This window comes from Paenibacillus sp. V4I3, assembly GCF_030817215.1.
GTDB lineage: Bacteria > Bacillota > Bacilli > Paenibacillales > NBRC-103111 > Paenibacillus_E.
This window is the reverse complement of record NZ_JAUSZA010000001.1, coordinates 2,195,278-2,209,678: the sequence shown is the minus strand read 5'-3', so window position 1 is coordinate 2,209,678 and position 14,401 is coordinate 2,195,278. Positions and strand designations below refer to the sequence as shown.

Annotated in this window: 12 protein-coding genes and 2 riboswitches; of the genes, 6 read left to right on the top strand and 6 right to left on the bottom strand. The window is 46.3% G+C overall.

The window, feature by feature from the left end:
* Positions 1–192: 192 nt before the first annotated feature.
* Positions 193–993 carry a hypothetical protein gene (locus QFZ77_RS10280; protein WP_307439093.1) on the top strand — a complete coding sequence of 267 codons (801 nt, stop codon included), beginning with the start codon at positions 193–195 and terminating at the stop codon, positions 991–993.
* A 72-nt stretch (positions 994–1,065) separates the two neighbouring features.
* On the opposite strand, the gene QFZ77_RS10275 is transcribed toward QFZ77_RS10280, so the two are convergent.
* Positions 1,066–1,293: a spore germination protein gene (locus tag QFZ77_RS10275; RefSeq protein WP_307439091.1), complete on the bottom strand. Its 228-nt coding sequence runs from the start codon at positions 1,291–1,293 to the stop codon at positions 1,066–1,068.
* Between the two features lie 73 nt (positions 1,294–1,366).
* Positions 1,367–2,239: a proline iminopeptidase-family hydrolase gene (locus QFZ77_RS10270; RefSeq protein WP_307439089.1), complete on the bottom strand. Its 873-nt coding sequence runs from the start codon at positions 2,237–2,239 to the stop codon at positions 1,367–1,369.
* A gap of 168 nt (positions 2,240–2,407) precedes the next feature.
* On the opposite strand from QFZ77_RS10270, the gene QFZ77_RS10265 reads away from it, so the two are divergent.
* Positions 2,408–4,306 carry a carboxypeptidase-like regulatory domain-containing protein gene (locus tag QFZ77_RS10265; RefSeq protein WP_307439087.1) on the top strand — a complete coding sequence of 633 codons (1,899 nt, stop codon included), beginning with the start codon at positions 2,408–2,410 and terminating at the stop codon, positions 4,304–4,306.
* 101 nt (positions 4,307–4,407) lie between these two features.
* Here the strand turns inward: QFZ77_RS10265 and QFZ77_RS10260 are convergent, their stop codons facing one another.
* The 4 genes from QFZ77_RS10260 to gcvH form a co-directional block, all read right to left on the bottom strand.
* Positions 4,408–4,935, bottom strand: coding sequence for a TetR/AcrR family transcriptional regulator (locus QFZ77_RS10260; RefSeq protein WP_307449390.1), 528 nt, complete (start codon positions 4,933–4,935; stop codon positions 4,408–4,410).
* A 381-nt stretch (positions 4,936–5,316) separates the two neighbouring features.
* A complete protein-coding gene (locus QFZ77_RS10255) occupies positions 5,317–5,673 on the bottom strand; it encodes a YmaF family protein (RefSeq protein ID WP_307439085.1) in 357 nt (118 codons plus the stop codon).
* 200 nt (positions 5,674–5,873) lie between these two features.
* A complete protein-coding gene (locus tag QFZ77_RS10250) occupies positions 5,874–6,467 on the bottom strand; it encodes a sulfite oxidase-like oxidoreductase (RefSeq protein WP_307439083.1) in 594 nt (197 codons plus the stop codon).
* Positions 6,468–6,594: 127 nt separating this feature from the next.
* Complete coding sequence (gene gcvH / locus QFZ77_RS10245) at positions 6,595–6,984, bottom strand: glycine cleavage system protein GcvH (RefSeq protein WP_307439081.1); 390 nt, start codon at positions 6,982–6,984, stop codon at positions 6,595–6,597.
* 196 nt (positions 6,985–7,180) lie between these two features.
* Positions 7,181–7,277: riboswitch (glycine riboswitch) on the top strand.
* Between the two features lie 3 nt (positions 7,278–7,280).
* A riboswitch (glycine riboswitch) is annotated at positions 7,281–7,386 on the top strand.
* Positions 7,387–7,490: 104 nt separating this feature from the next.
* On the opposite strand from gcvH, the gene gcvT reads away from it, so the two are divergent.
* The 4 genes from gcvT to QFZ77_RS10225 all read left to right on the top strand — a co-directional run bounded on the left by gcvT (position 7,491) and on the right by QFZ77_RS10225 (position 14,266).
* Positions 7,491–8,585: a glycine cleavage system aminomethyltransferase GcvT gene (gcvT, locus tag QFZ77_RS10240; protein ID WP_307439079.1), complete on the top strand. Its 1,095-nt coding sequence runs from the start codon at positions 7,491–7,493 to the stop codon at positions 8,583–8,585.
* A gap of 34 nt (positions 8,586–8,619) precedes the next feature.
* The gene (gene gcvPA / locus QFZ77_RS10235; RefSeq protein WP_307439077.1) at positions 8,620–9,975 is read left to right on the top strand and encodes an aminomethyl-transferring glycine dehydrogenase subunit GcvPA; all 1,356 of its coding nucleotides are present in this window, start codon (positions 8,620–8,622) and stop codon (positions 9,973–9,975) included.
* Entirely contained in the window at positions 9,972–11,453 is a 1,482-nt protein-coding gene (gene gcvPB, locus QFZ77_RS10230; RefSeq protein WP_307439075.1) for an aminomethyl-transferring glycine dehydrogenase subunit GcvPB, read from the top strand. The genes gcvPA and gcvPB overlap by 4 nt, the downstream gene beginning before the upstream one ends.
* A 575-nt stretch (positions 11,454–12,028) precedes the next feature.
* Positions 12,029–14,266, top strand: coding sequence for a helix-turn-helix domain-containing protein (locus QFZ77_RS10225; protein WP_307439074.1), 2,238 nt, complete (start codon positions 12,029–12,031; stop codon positions 14,264–14,266).
* Positions 14,267–14,401 lie beyond the last annotated feature (135 nt).

Genomic DNA, 14,401 nt, shown 5'->3' with positions numbered 1-14,401 from the left:
ACTTCAAGTGTTACCTTTATCATACTGCAAATACCCTGACAGCATTATGTCAGGGTATTAATGTTAATTTGAGTTGTTTATATCAAACACGCGTCTATTCTATGAATGGTTATTATATTATGCTCAATTGTCCCTTACTCTTTTAATCTCGTCAGAATAAATTATATGAGATTGAGAGAGGGAGGAATTATATTGACTATTAAAAGAGTTTCTAAGCCACAAAAAGGACGCTCGCTACCCAGGGCAATTAATCAGGAAACAAAAGCAAAAAGGGTTCGCCCTTCGATGCCCTTTTGCGTAAATGTGTATGCTATTATTACTCCTGGATCCACTGTGAATACAGCTGTGATCAATAATGATGTTGCAACAGCGAATAGGATATTTACGAATTGCGGCGTAACCATTCGTTTACGAGGCGTTTTCCGTATCACCAGCGAATCGTTTAGATTTCGTGATAAAGAGCTTTCTTGCAGAAATCTACAGCAATCACAAAAAGCACAAAACCTGATTCGAATTCGCCCAGCAGGGAGCACTAGGCTTGATATTGTTGTGTATTATCTGGGTGGAGATACGTTTAGTGATGGTGTTGGAAGAACAGTAGGTTGTCATACAAGCCGCACAGGAATAACAGGACCCTCTCCCTCTATTCTTCTTACTAACGGAATAAGTCGGCCAAACAGCTTTATTTTAGCCCACGAAATAGGACATGCCTTATTTTTCAACCGTACAACTGGACGTTCTATTGATCCTAGTCCCAATCGAGATCCTAATGATCCGGCACATGATTTAATTACATCTAACTTTATGAATGCAACAGTCCCCAGAACAAATGTGACCTTTCATCCGGCCCAGTGTCGGGGTGCACGCCTGAGTGAGTTAACAAGGTTATGTGCTTCAGGAAACAAAATGAATCGCAAGCCTGTTGCAAAAAAGAGTCCGCCTCCAACAACTTCCAAAAGAAAAGGAACAGGAAAATCATGTGGATGTAAATAAGCAAAATTACCATCTGTCAAAGCCAAAAAGCCCAGGAAGATTCATGGGCTTTTTGCTTTAACCAAGAACTATTTAAATATTCGTATTGGGCGTATCGACAATATCCGGATCTATGGTATTGGAGCTGCCATTTAGAACACTCTGGACACTTCCAAAACTATCCCCAGGGGAAAATGAGTTTGCCCCTGAGAAGATTTTCGAATTACTTGAGAGATAAATAACGAAAGTATCTCCAATCTGGACATTTGAACCCGAGGCGACACTGTTGATCTTGATGGCACCATTAACAATTGAAGGCATTCTTCAAACACCCCTCCCAACCCTAGGACATTGTATGTGCACTTCTGCCTAATTGTCACCTCAAGCTGCTAATTCACTCCTCTTTACTCAAAAAACCACGGACAATCCTAACATATTCATGGGTTTCTTCTAAGTAACTCACATGAGAGCTATGTTCGAAGACATGAAGCTCAGACGCCGGGACAAGAGATTGATAATAATGGGTCGACTCTGGAGAAGCTTCGTCATAACGCCCACAAACGAAGAGCGTGGGTATTTGGATTTCATGGAGCTGTGGTGTGCAATCGTATGTTTTCAGGTTGCCTTGCGGACTGAATTCAGAAGGTCCCCACATCGTCATATAAACGTCTTTATTGGCTTTTGCACGGCTCTCAGCAATGATTGAAGGCAGAGGGTCCAGTCTGCACACATGCCTCTTGTAGTATTCTTCCATGGCTGTTTGATACTCTTCTGAATCCGTTGTAGCTTGTTCCTCATTACGCTTAATAGTGAGTTGAACATCCTCAGGTAAATTAGCCAAGAAATGGTCCGCATCTTTTTTCCAACGCTCCGCACTGAGACATGGACTTGATAAAATAACGCTGCGAACACCCAAAGGCTTGCGGTCTATTAAGTAGGACGCTGCCAGCATGGTTCCCCACGAATGGCCCAAAAGATGAACCTCTTTCAAATCGAGCGCTTCCCTAATGCCTATTAACTCATCGATGAACCGTTCCGTTCTCCACAATAATGGATCCGTTGGTCTATCTGAATTCCCAGAACCAAGCTGATCATAGAAAATGACTGGCCTCTCGTCAGCCAAGACGTTAAGAATAGATTTTAGCGGATCATGTGTATTACCAGGTCCACCGTGCAGGACAACAAGAGGCGTTTTATTGCCTTCACCAATTCGCGTATACCAAACCCTGCCTCCGGGGACGTCTATATAGCCTTCAATTTGTTTCAAATTACTTTCCTCCACTTTATTTCCCCATTTTTCTGGCCGTTAAAATTGATTAATCTCCCCCGAGTATATCAAAAAATTCAAATTCAAAAAAATACAGGAACTGTCGATTTATAGCGAAATAAAATTTGGGGGATCGTACCTATTTATTTTTGGTAAGGATGTGAAGAATTGAAAAAGTTAAAATTAAGTCTCATTAGCTTAACTTTGTTTGGCGTATTATGGAGCTCGGCCGTCCAAGCTGCAGTACCCTTTGACTCTGACGGCAACGGAATTCATCTAGATGACATCGTTACGTACATCAACACTTATGGAGTTACTGACATAAATGATGACGGAGTGAGCAATAGCTTGGATGTCAAGACGATGGTTAGACAAATATCTCCTGTAAGTATTCCGAATTATGTATCCACAGGTACGGTTACGGGGCTTGTTGTTGACCAAATCGGCGAACCGATGAACCTCGTTGCTGTGAATTTAAAAGAGTCTACTAAAGCAGCATTAACTAATGAACATGGCCGCTTCACCATTTCCGATATGGAAGCATCCACCGGTAACACGGTTACCGCGGCCGTATACGAGTCAGACTCAACACCATTTACTATTTTAACGGGAGAGGTGACAAACTTATCACAGCCGATTCAAGTCACCTTGCCTACGGGCACTGTGACAGGAACCGTATACGCCGCTAACATGGTTCCGTTAGCAGGTGTTTCCGTTAAAATCAACACGGGCGGCGCTGCCTCTGAGGTGCTGCCTCCAACAGTGACGGACAGTCAAGGACGATTTGTATTTCCGAAGGTTCCGGTTGGAACCCGCAGCTTTTTTACGACTTCCTCCTATGGAATGAGCGGTTTTGTCGTCAACGTTAAAGAAGGAATAAATCAAGTAACAGATGTAATGGGTGTGCAGTTTGTAACGGTTTCAGGGATTGTAACGGATTCCCGCTATAATCCTCTGTCTGGGGCTGAGATTACGATGGAGATGAGCAACGGGCTGAGAACTACTGTCATCTCTGGAACGGATGGAAAGTTCATATTTACCAATGCCATACAGGATATGTATTTCTCTTGGAAGATGAGTAAACCGGGTTATTTGGATGCCACACTCAACTATTTAATGGATACAGCCTCAGCGCATGTAACGAATCGTTCTTTCCTGACTTTAAGCACTGCCCCCGTGTCCTCCGATTCAGAATTGGCGTATGCGGTTGGCGCAAATGTCAATCAATTTAACGTTAATCTCGGCGGCTACTCCGGACCTATTAAACGCTCGTATTCTTCATACTCATTCCTTATTTCAGATAAAATGGATGAGCCGAATAACCAAGTTGCCTTTATTGGCGGTTCTGGACAGGCAGAGACAGGAAACGTGGAAAGGCTTAATGCAGCACTACTAGATTCTACAGTCAGTACAATCTATATCTATAAATCCATCCTTGGTTTATCGTCTCAATCGCTTGTAATTCCATCACGTCCGGTCACGATCATCAGCGACGCTGACGTGTTTATACAAGCGGATGTTCCGACCAATCATACACTGACATGGACGAATGTGAAGCAGGTTAATTACGGAGACATTTTCGGATTTGTAAAAGGTGAGAATCATGCACCGGTATTCGGAGCAACAGTAACATTAAGCGGAGCTACTTCCGGAACCATAACAGCCGATATAAATGGATTCTACCATTTCAAAAATTTAAACGCGGGTTCGCATACACTGTCCGCTTATAGATCCAGTGACTACAGCACTCAAATTTATCCGACTTTGGTTGATAACAGCTCACCTGCTTTCCGCGACTTCACGCTTGAGCGTTCTGCGCAGTACATTGCAGCTACAATGGTCATTACTAATCCGTCTATAGGACAGACGCTGTTGACTCTGCCAGTCGTACCAGCAGGTTATACAGTTTCTATTGAGAGCAGCAATGATATTTTGAAAATTTCAAACTCCGGGATCATTACTTTGGGTGCAACATCACAGAGTGTAAACGTAATTTTCAAGGTCATGCACGGAGAATCTGATGTAGGCTATCGTTCGGCTACCCTTACAGTCCCTGGCCTACCGTAATAGAAACATAAAATGAAGTGCCTACTGTTGCCAGTTTGCACTTCATTTTTCGTCAACAAGAGCTCGATTGATCACTTACTTCAAAATAAGCCAGAATCAGCTTATTCATCCATAAGCATTAATTCTGGTAAAGACAGTGCCATTGAAATATTGCATAACATCCCTCTAGCAAGAAAAATCATGGTTCTCTCATGAGGTTTCTCGAAACCTGCCCGCTTAAAAGCTTCTAGCACCACCTGCTGAACATCCCGATATCCCTTCTGCATGACCGCTGCGATCAAATCCTCTTTAATCGTTTGAGCTTGCATTTGCAGCAGTGTTTCATTTTGGTAAGATTTCATAATATGAATATAAGCTTCTACCAGTTCTTTCTCTAGCTTATCAGGACTAACGGTCTCGATAACCGTGCGAAATGCCTCAAGAATTCGTGTCCAAGACACTTCGAGTGCTTCTTGCAGCAGTGCTTCTTTAGTTGAAAAAAACCGGAAAACATAAGGCTGAGAAATTTGTGCGCGTTCCGCAACTTTTGCTGTCGTTGCACGGTAATAACCAATTTCAGCAAATACTTCGATTGCCGCGGATACAATATCTACTCGTCGATTGACTGAGGTTGGAGAATTCTTGGTCATCATTCATTCCACCTTTAAGTTACATTCATTAGTGATTGATCAATTACTAATCTTATATTAACTTACTGGAATTTATTTTGCAATCTTTCATTTCGGGAGTGAGGCCACTACCGCTTTACGGTCATATAAACGAATTGCTTAAGCAATCGCGTATTGTATGGATAGCGTGAAAGATAAAGTAATACGATCGGTGGGAAGTTGATAATCGCAATTAAAAAATCAGCTATTGACGCAAAAATGGAGAGCCAACTTGAGTTGGTTCCCCATTTTATATGCTTCAACATAGTGCTGCGCCACAAATAGGCAAGTTGCAATAGCAACCTGCCTCGAACCTTTTAGATATTAATCAAAATCTTATCTTTGCTCTTAAGCATTTGTTCCTTAAACAAGAGGTGCTTGAATCAATGTCGCAAAATTAAAACGGTGAACATGACCATCATTTAAGGTGGTTTGGCCTGTAACAAAATGTACGTGTTTGCCATTTCCGACTGAAATTGCCGGTCCCGTTCTAATCCTTTTCAGATTATGAAAATGATTTATGAAATCCGTTTTCGTAAGATCAATTTCGTGGACATGACTTGTTCCTACCCGAATCGCTTGCCCTGTAACACCAGCAAAGCGATGATTATGTCGATCATCGCCTTCTTCAGCCAGTTTCGTACTACCTTCAAATTCATGAACGTGCCTCTGTGCTAATTGTGTTGTTTTTTTCATTATTGTAGCCTTTTTCTTCTGCATCCGCTGCATGCCTCCTTATGATGATGTGATTTCACAACATCCTATTAAGGGAAACAGAGAAAAGTGCTAGGTAACTTTCAACGGTTCTAATATTAAATTTTTATGAGTTTACACTGATATCATTGAACTGAATTGCCCGTTGGTTGAGAAAAAACAAATAGGCATGTTGCAACATCAACATGCCTATAGCTATTAAGTTTTTAATCGAAATCGTATCTCTGCTCCTTGAAGGGGTCACCATACATATGGTAACCATTTCGCTCCCAAAAGCCCGGCTTATCCTTCGGCATAAACTCGATGCCGCGCAACCACTTTGCGCTTTTCCAGAAGTAAAGATGCGGCACAACCATGCGAACCGGAGCCCCGTGGTCAGGCGTCAGCAGTTCGCCATTGTGCCTGATGCCCAGAAAAGACGTCTCACGGAGGAAGTCCTCGAGCGGAAGATTCGTCGTCCAGCCATGCTCAGCGTGCAGCATGACATGCGTGGCTTCCGGCTTCAGCTTCACTTTGCTCATTAGTTCAGAAACAGCGATGCCTTCCCACACATTGTCCAGCTTGGACCACGTGGTTACGCAGTGAATGTCGTTTGCGAACTCTTTGCGCGGAAGAGCCATGAAGTCTTTGTACGAAATCTGGAACTCTTCCTCAACCAAGCCAAAGACACGCAGATTCCATTTGCTCATATCATTATAATAAGGCACTGACCCGTAATGAAGCACAGGCCAGCCTTGTGTCAGCGTTTGGCCAGGGGGAACACGGTCATTCTGCTCCTGCGGCTTTTGCCCAAATAACATGAGAAAACCTCCATCCATATATAGGGACCTTTGGTTGGGACCAAAGTCTCTCCTTATTAGGGACCTTTGGTTGGAACCAAAGTCTCTCCTTATTCGGGATTTTTGGCTGGACCAAAGTCTTTCTTTATTAGTCGTTACCGATGTAAGATGCATATTCTGCTGGCGTAAGTAAGCCTTCCAACGCTTCAGCACCTGTAACTTCGACTTCAACCATCCAACCCTCACTGAATGGTGCACTGTTCACCAACTCAGGTGAACCTTCCAATGAACTATTGATTGCAGTTACTTTGCCCGAAACAGGCGAAAAAATATCCGAAACCGTTTTAACTGATTCCACACTGCCAATGCTTTCATTCGCGGTAACGGATGTTCCGACTTTAGGAAGCTCCACAAACACAATATCCCCCAATTGATCTTGGGCAAAATCAGTAATGCCTATGCGAACCACAGTATCCGACAGCTTCTCTACCCACTCATGCTCTTTGGTGTATAACAAATTGGCTTGTACTTCACTCATCGTTTAACGCCTCGCTTACCAGCAAATTTTGCTTTTAGCTTAATCTAATGGGAACATCAAAGTCAAGGTGGTCGCAGTAAATTTTACCAACACAGCTGAACTAAGACGGCAAGTCTCACTATTCAAAAGTTGCAGTTGACAATTCACACCAATTAAGGCACATAATAATACTATAAAACAAATTGAATATTGGCGAATGATGGTATAGGGAGAGACCGCAGGGAAAGCTCGCGGCGCCGAAGGAGTAAGCCCAAAGTGGTGAATCTCTCAGGCAAAAGGACCTGTATCGGACGCAACTCTGGAGAGCTTCGTTACCGCAATCAACGGGTAAACGAACACCCAAGGGGAAACTTGGCGGACCCCAAAGTCCATCGAGGTAACTCTCAGGTAAAAAGGACAGGGCAAAAGGTATGTTTGTGTTGCATACTTTTTGCTCTTTTTTGCATTTTCTGGCTTATATTTCGGGCAAAATAGCAATGTCAACAATCGAAGGTGAGGTTACGAGCATGCTAAAACGAACACCGCTCTTCCCGATTTATGCGGAGCATGGAGCGCGAGTCATTGACTTTGGAGGCTGGGAGCTGCCGGTGCAGTTCGCCGGTATTCAAAAAGAGCACGACGCTGTCAGGCAGCAGGCCGGGCTTTTTGATGTGTCCCATATGGGGGAAGTCCGAGTAAGCGGAGAGGACGCCCTCCCTTTTCTGCAAAAAATAACAACGAATGATGTGTCCAAGCTGGAAGCAGGTCAATGCCAATATAGCCTTATGTGTTATCCCACTGGTGGCGTTGTAGACGATCTACTCGTTTACAAGCTTGGGGATAATAACTACATGCTGGTTATCAATGCATCGAATATCGATAAAGATGTGGAATGGATGCAGCAGAACCTCACAGGAAGCGTTGAATTGACCAATGTTTCTGACGAAACGGCCATGCTAGCCCTCCAAGGTCCTCATGCGGAACAGATCCTTGCTAAAGTTACAGACGCACCGATTCAATCCTTAAAATCATTCCGCTTCCTTCAAGATGTGGAAGTTTCGGGAATTCAGGCACTCGTTTCGCGCACAGGCTACACAGGGGAAGATGGATTTGAGCTGTATGTTGACAAGGACGATGCGATAAAGCTCTGGAACCTGTTGCTGAGTGCCGATCAAAATCTCAGTCTTGTACCAGTTGGCTTAGGCGCTCGCGATACGCTCCGTTTCGAAGCTCGTCTCCCCCTTTACGGCCAAGAGCTCTCCAAAGATATTACACCGCTTGAGGCTGGACTTTCGTTTTTTGTGAAGCTGGATAAGGGAGATTTCATAGGTCGTGACGTGATCGCTGAGCAAAAGGCAAACGGTACACCTCGCAAGCTCGTTGGCATCGAAATGGTCGAACGCGGCATTCCGCGCCCGCATTATGCCGTTTTCAATAAGGATGGTCAACAGATCGGGGAAGTCACCACGGGGACACAATCTCCTACTTTCAAAACGAATGTGGGCTTGGCTTTAATCGATTCCGCTTACAGTACGGTGGGTACGGAATTGAATGTGGAAATTAGAGGGGCGCAGGTCAAAGCTAAAGTCGTTGCCACCCCTTTTTACAAAAGAAAACCGTAAGCCATTCGTCACAAGAGAGGAGCAAGCCGCCATCATGAAGCACCGCTATTTGCCCATTACGGAGCAGGATCAGAAAGAAATGCTGGAGACCATCGGCATCTCATCCATGGAGGAGATGTTTCAAGATATACCGCAGAAGGTTCGCTTTCAAGGCGAACTGAACGTATCGAAGGCGCTGGATGAGCAAGGACTGCTGCGCTATATGCGCGGTCTGGCGGGTCGCAACGCCGACTTTGACCAGTATGCCAGCTTCCTCGGCGCTGGCATCTACGATCATCACCTTCCGGTGGTGATCAATCATGTCATCTCGCGCTCAGAGTTCTATACAGCGTATACGCCCTATCAACCGGAAATCAGCCAAGGCGAACTGCAGGCGATTTTCGAGTTTCAGTCGTACATCTGTGAGCTCACCGGCATGGCCGTAGCGAACGCCTCGATGTACGATGGCGCAACGGCGCTGGCTGAAGCCGGCGCCCTGGCTAGCGGAGCGACGAAGCGCAACCGTCTGCTCGTCTCGCGCGCGGTGCACCCGGAAGCGCGCGCTATCTTGCGCACGACCGCCCGCGGGCTGAACTTGGAAGTGGTCGAGATCGATCTCACGCCAGAGGGCGTGACCGACTTCGAGGACCTCACTTCCAAGCTCAGCGATGACGCGGCTGCCGTCATCCTCCAATCGCCGAATTTCTTCGGCTGCTTGGAGGATATCGGGGCCGCAGAGCCCCTCGCGCACGGCGCGGGCGCACTGCTCGTCGTGAGCGCGAATCCGCTCACGCTCGGGCTGCTCGAGGCGCCGGGCAAGCTCGGCGCTGACATCGTCGTCGGCGACTGCCAGCCGCTCGGCATCCCAGCTGCGCTGGGCGGGCCGACGTGCGGCTACTTCGCCGTCGCTGAAAGCTGGATGCGCCGCATGCCTGGGCGCATCGTGGGCCAAACCGTTGACCGCGATGGCAAACGCGGTTTCGTCCTTACGCTCCAAGCGCGGGAGCAGCACATTCGACGTGAGAAAGCCACGTCGAACATTTGCTCCAACCAAGCGCTTCTCGCGCTTTGCGCATCCGTGTACTTGTCCACGATGGGCAAGCAGGGCATCCAGGACGTTGGCAAGCTCAACGTCCAAAAAGCCCACTACGCGGCGAACCGTCTAGCCGCGTCTACTCAATTCTCGCTGCCATTCGCAGGCAGCTTCTTCAATGAATTTGCCGTCAAGCTACCTGACGGCACGAACGTGCAGGAGCTGAACAGTAAGCTCCTGCAGAAGAACATCATCGGCGGCTACGACCTCGGCCGCGACTACCCCGAGCTCGCCGGCCATATGCTTATTGCCGTCACTGAGCAAAGAACGCGCGAAGATATCGATGCCTTCGCAGCTGCACTGGAGGAACTCGTATGAGCGAAAACAACGTGAACGTGAAATCAGACGGCAAAGCGCTCATCTTTGAAATGAGCCACCCTGGTCGTGTCGCCTATTCACTGCCTGAATCAGATGTGCCAGAAGTCAATTTGATCGATCTCCTGCCAGCCAAGTTTGGGCGTCAGGACGAACCCGACCTGCCAGAAGTGTATGAAGTAGACGTCATCCGTCACTATACGGCGCTTTCGCGCCGCAACTTTGGTATCGACAACGGCTTCTATCCGCTCGGTTCGTGTACGATGAAATACAACCCAAAAATCAACGAAGACGTAGCCCGCTTCCCTGGCTTCGCCAAAATACATCCGTACCAACCGGAAGAATCGCTGCAAGGCGCGATGGAGCTGCTCTACAATCTCCAAAATGACCTTGAAGCCATCACCGGCATGGACCGCGTAACCCTACAGCCTGCGGCTGGCGCTCATGGCGAATGGACCGGACTGATGATGATCCGTTCCTACCACGAGAGCCGCGGCGAGAAGCGGACCAAAGTCATCTGTCCCGACTCCGCTCACGGCACTAACCCTGCCAGCGCGACGGTTGCCGGTTTCGAAACCATAACCATCAAATCCAACGAGCGCGGCCTCGTGAATCTCGATGAGCTTCGCAAAGCCGTTGGTCCCGATACCGCAGCGTTAATGCTAACGAATCCGAATACACTCGGCTTGTTCGAAGAACAAATCGTCGAAATCGCTGAGATCGTACATGCCGCAGGCGGACTGCTCTATTATGACGGCGCTAACGCTAACGCCATTATGGGCATCACTCGCCCCGGCGACATGGGCTTCGACGTCGTTCATCTCAATCTGCACAAAACCATGAGCACCCCGCACGGCGGAGGCGGACCTGGAGCAGGCCCCGTTGGCGTCAAAGAAAAGCTGATCCCTTTCTTACCGACTCCACTCGTCGCGAAGCGCGAAGACGGCAGCTTTTATTTCGACTATAACTACCCGCAAACGATCGGCCGCGTCAAAGGCTTCTACGGCAACTTCGGCATCCTCGTCCGCGCGTACACCTATATTCGTACACTCGGTCCAGAAGGCTTACGTAAAGTATCCGAGTATGCCGTCTTAAATGCAAACTATATGCTTGCTAGACTGACACCATACTTTGATGTGCCTCACCCCCGCTTCTGTAAGCACGAATTCGTGCTTTCTGGCAACCGCCAGAAGAAGCTCGGTGTACGTACACTCGACATTGCCAAAAGATTACTCGATTTCGGCTACCACCCGCCAACGATCTACTTCCCGCTCAGCGTTGAAGAATGCATCATGATCGAGCCAACAGAAACCGAAAGCAAACAAACCTTGGACGAATTCATTGACTCCATGATCGCCATCTCCAAAGAAGTCGAAGAAAACCCGGATCTCGTCAAAAACGCTCCTTATACCACCGTCGTCAGCCGTATGGACGAAGCGCTTGCTGCCCGCAAGCCTGTCCTGAACTGTACTTGCGGATAAATAACCAAGATACACATACCCGCCATTCAAGCTGTTTCAGCTGAACTGGCGGGTTTTTATTTATTCTCCTATTTGCACTATCCCTTTACCCAGAAAGAAAGAGAAAAAGGTTTCGCAGTGCTTTATTATTAATGTATATAGTTCATTGCCGGGGGTGGGGCAGGATCATATCTTTCTGGAATGGTTTTGGTGGGGGGTTCCATTTTTATCCAGTTTATGATTCAATTGATTTCAATTAGCTTTTTCTTCTCCTTTCGTTCCCATTCAGTCCTTTCTGAAACATGTTTCTGAGCAGTCTACAAAATTACCTCCAAAACTTCCTCGAACATGAACCAAGGGGATAGTGCTCATAGAAACTCTCAATTACGACTAACTCCCCTCACCAAGCTTATCCTGAACCAAAGGGATAGTGCCTGTAAGGTGAAATATATAGAAATGCCAGTATCGAGCATATTCACTTATACAAGCATGATCCCTGAATATTTTGCATATAACGTACGACAGTGAACGGTCGCAACACGAACGCGGCAGAACTGTTATTTCATTGCATATGGATTAGTTAGAGGAGCGTTTTTATGACCAAACCATGGTTTTATCGGCTTTTGTTTTCCTATTTGCCTGTATTTTTCATGATCACTTCCGTGCTTATTGTGCTTATTATTCTTTCGATCAGCCAACTGTCCAAAAAAGAAGCTGAAAATGCAAATAAAACGTATGCCTTACATATCATGCAGTCGGTTGACTATGCCTTGAAAACGATTGACGAATATGTGATCAAGGAACTGCAAACAAACAATCGGATTGACCAGTTTTTTGACAACAAGTTTGAGGGAAATCCCTATTACTCCGCTTATGAAGTCACCGAGTTGATTCGGGGGATGATGAATTACAACAAGTTTATTGATTCGGTTTATTTTTACCGGGTTTCTGATCAAATGGTCATTAGTCCAAACACGATGATAACGGCAGACCGTTTCGGCGATGAAGTGTTCATAGAAGAGATGATGAAGAGCCCTTCTCAATATCAGCTGACGAATCAGCGGATCTTTAAAGAATTTGCTGAAATGGATCAACGTAAAGTTGTCATTTCTTTAGTTCGAAAGATTCCTCTGTTATCCGGGCAAAAAGGCATCGTCGTTGTCAATATCAGCATGGATTCTATTGGAAGAATGGTCGGTGACATGTCCAATTCAAAGATCAGCTTTATCGAAGTATACGATCCCGAAGGCAAACAGCTGATGGCATCCGGAAATGCAGATGGAGCAGTAGGATCTAGGAAAAGAGGGTCCGAGCTTACTCGAATCCATTCCAATTATACAAACTGGGAATACCGCAGCGGTCTCAACGATGACTATTTATTTACCTTCACCTCTGTATTCTCTTATGTATGGATCGGATTGGGACTAGTTATGGTTGTCCTTGGCGGGGTCTGGATAACCTATGTGACACATCGAAATTATCGGCCGATTAAGTTGATTATGTCCCGTATCCATGCTTATTCCGAACTAAAATCAATGGGAGTCGAGGGCAAGAAACAAGACGAATTCCAGTATATTGATCGAGCCATAGGCAATCTCATGGAGTTATCCAGCCGCTATGAGAAGCAGCATGAGGAAGATATTGTATTCCGACGGCGGCACTTTTTCAAAGAATGGCTGGAAGGCAGCCGGGCGGTCGATTATGAAGACTGGAAATCCGAGATGAATCGGCTGCAATTGCCTTCTAGCTTCGGTCAGCTTGCTGCGGCGGTCATCGAGATGGATAAGTATATGGAAGTATGCCGAATGTTCTCTCAAAAGGATCAAGAACTGCTGAAATTTGTACTAAGCCGTGTTGTTTATGAAACTGCTGAACCGCTTGGCCTCACTGTATGGGCGGAATGGACGGCTACACACAGGCTTAGTGTTGTGATATTTGCCGATGAGAATGTCAAAAACAGCGAGAAGCTCGCAGCCAATCTGTGCGAAAATGTTCGCTCATGGGTCGAGCAGCATCTGCATTTCCGCATTACGCTTGGTGTCGGACATGTGGTTGGACAAGTTCAAGAGCTAGTACATTCCTACGAAGCGGCCATCCATGTTCTTCGCTTTAAATCGACTTTAGGAACGAATCGAGTCTTGTATCATTGGGAATCTGAAGCGTCCGCAGAGAAGGAAATGTATAAGCACTTGCCTCTGGTCAAATCACTGGCTCAGTCGTTTCGCTTGGGGGACAAGGGATGGAAGCCGGCCTTGGAGCAAATTTTCACTGAATTAAAAGTCGGGTTATTTTCATACGATGAGATCCGCAATCTCATGAATTATTTAGTTTATCATTTACACCGGGAGATGATGGAGCTCTCAGCCGAGCTGCAGGAGTTATGGCAAATCACGCTGCCCCAGCTGAACGACGTCATTGAACAGTTCGATACGATCGAAGAATTATATGCAGAGTGGTTTCACAAGTTAGAAGAAGTATCGCAGCGGATGGCTGGTATTCGTGAAGACAGAAGCACACATGCCGTCATGAACCAGATTCGCACCTACGTGGAGACCCATTATGCAGATCCGGAGTTGTCGCTTACCTCGCTAAGCGAGCAGTTTCAGCTTCATGCCTCGCATGTCAGCCGCGCATTCAAAGAGGAGTTTGGCGAAAAATTCGTTGATTATCTCGTTAAGATCCGGATGGAACAAGCGAAAAAGCTGCTCCAGAGCAGCCGTGACTCCGTCCAGGACATCGGTGGCAAGGTTGGATACACGCATGCTATTTCGTTTATACGCGCCTTCAAGAAGTATACGGGCGTCACGCCCGGCGATTATCGGAAGCAAGAGTAATCATGCCATTTTTCAAGAAAAGTATATCGTTAATTGTTGTTTATTCACCTCTGCATCAAATCCACTAAAGCCTTGTACAGCAAGGGGTTTCAAAAGAGTTTATTCGCTAATTCATGTATATTGAGAATGTTTGCA

Bases quoted from the DNA above. Each gene is read 5' to 3' on its own strand.
- QFZ77_RS10275 (WP_307439091.1), bottom strand. From the start codon at position 1,293: ATGCCTTCAATTGTTAATGGTGCCATCAAGATCAACAGTGTCGCCTCG.
- QFZ77_RS10260 (WP_307449390.1), bottom strand. From the start codon at position 4,935: ATGACCAAGAATTCTCCAACCTCAGTCAATCGACGAGTAGATATTGTA.
- QFZ77_RS10255 (WP_307439085.1), bottom strand. From the start codon at position 5,673: ATGCAGAAGAAAAAGGCTACAATAATGAAAAAAACAACACAATTAGCA.
- QFZ77_RS10250 (WP_307439083.1), bottom strand. From the start codon at position 6,467: ATGTTATTTGGGCAAAAGCCGCAGGAGCAGAATGACCGTGTTCCCCCT.
- gcvH (WP_307439081.1), bottom strand. From the start codon at position 6,984: ATGAGTGAAGTACAAGCCAATTTGTTATACACCAAAGAGCATGAGTGG.
- gcvT (WP_307439079.1), top strand. From the start codon at position 7,491: ATGCTAAAACGAACACCGCTCTTCCCGATTTATGCGGAGCATGGAGCG.
- gcvPA (WP_307439077.1), top strand. From the start codon at position 8,620: ATGAAGCACCGCTATTTGCCCATTACGGAGCAGGATCAGAAAGAAATG.
- gcvPB (WP_307439075.1), top strand. From the start codon at position 9,972: ATGAGCGAAAACAACGTGAACGTGAAATCAGACGGCAAAGCGCTCATC.
- QFZ77_RS10225 (WP_307439074.1), top strand. From the start codon at position 12,029: ATGACCAAACCATGGTTTTATCGGCTTTTGTTTTCCTATTTGCCTGTA.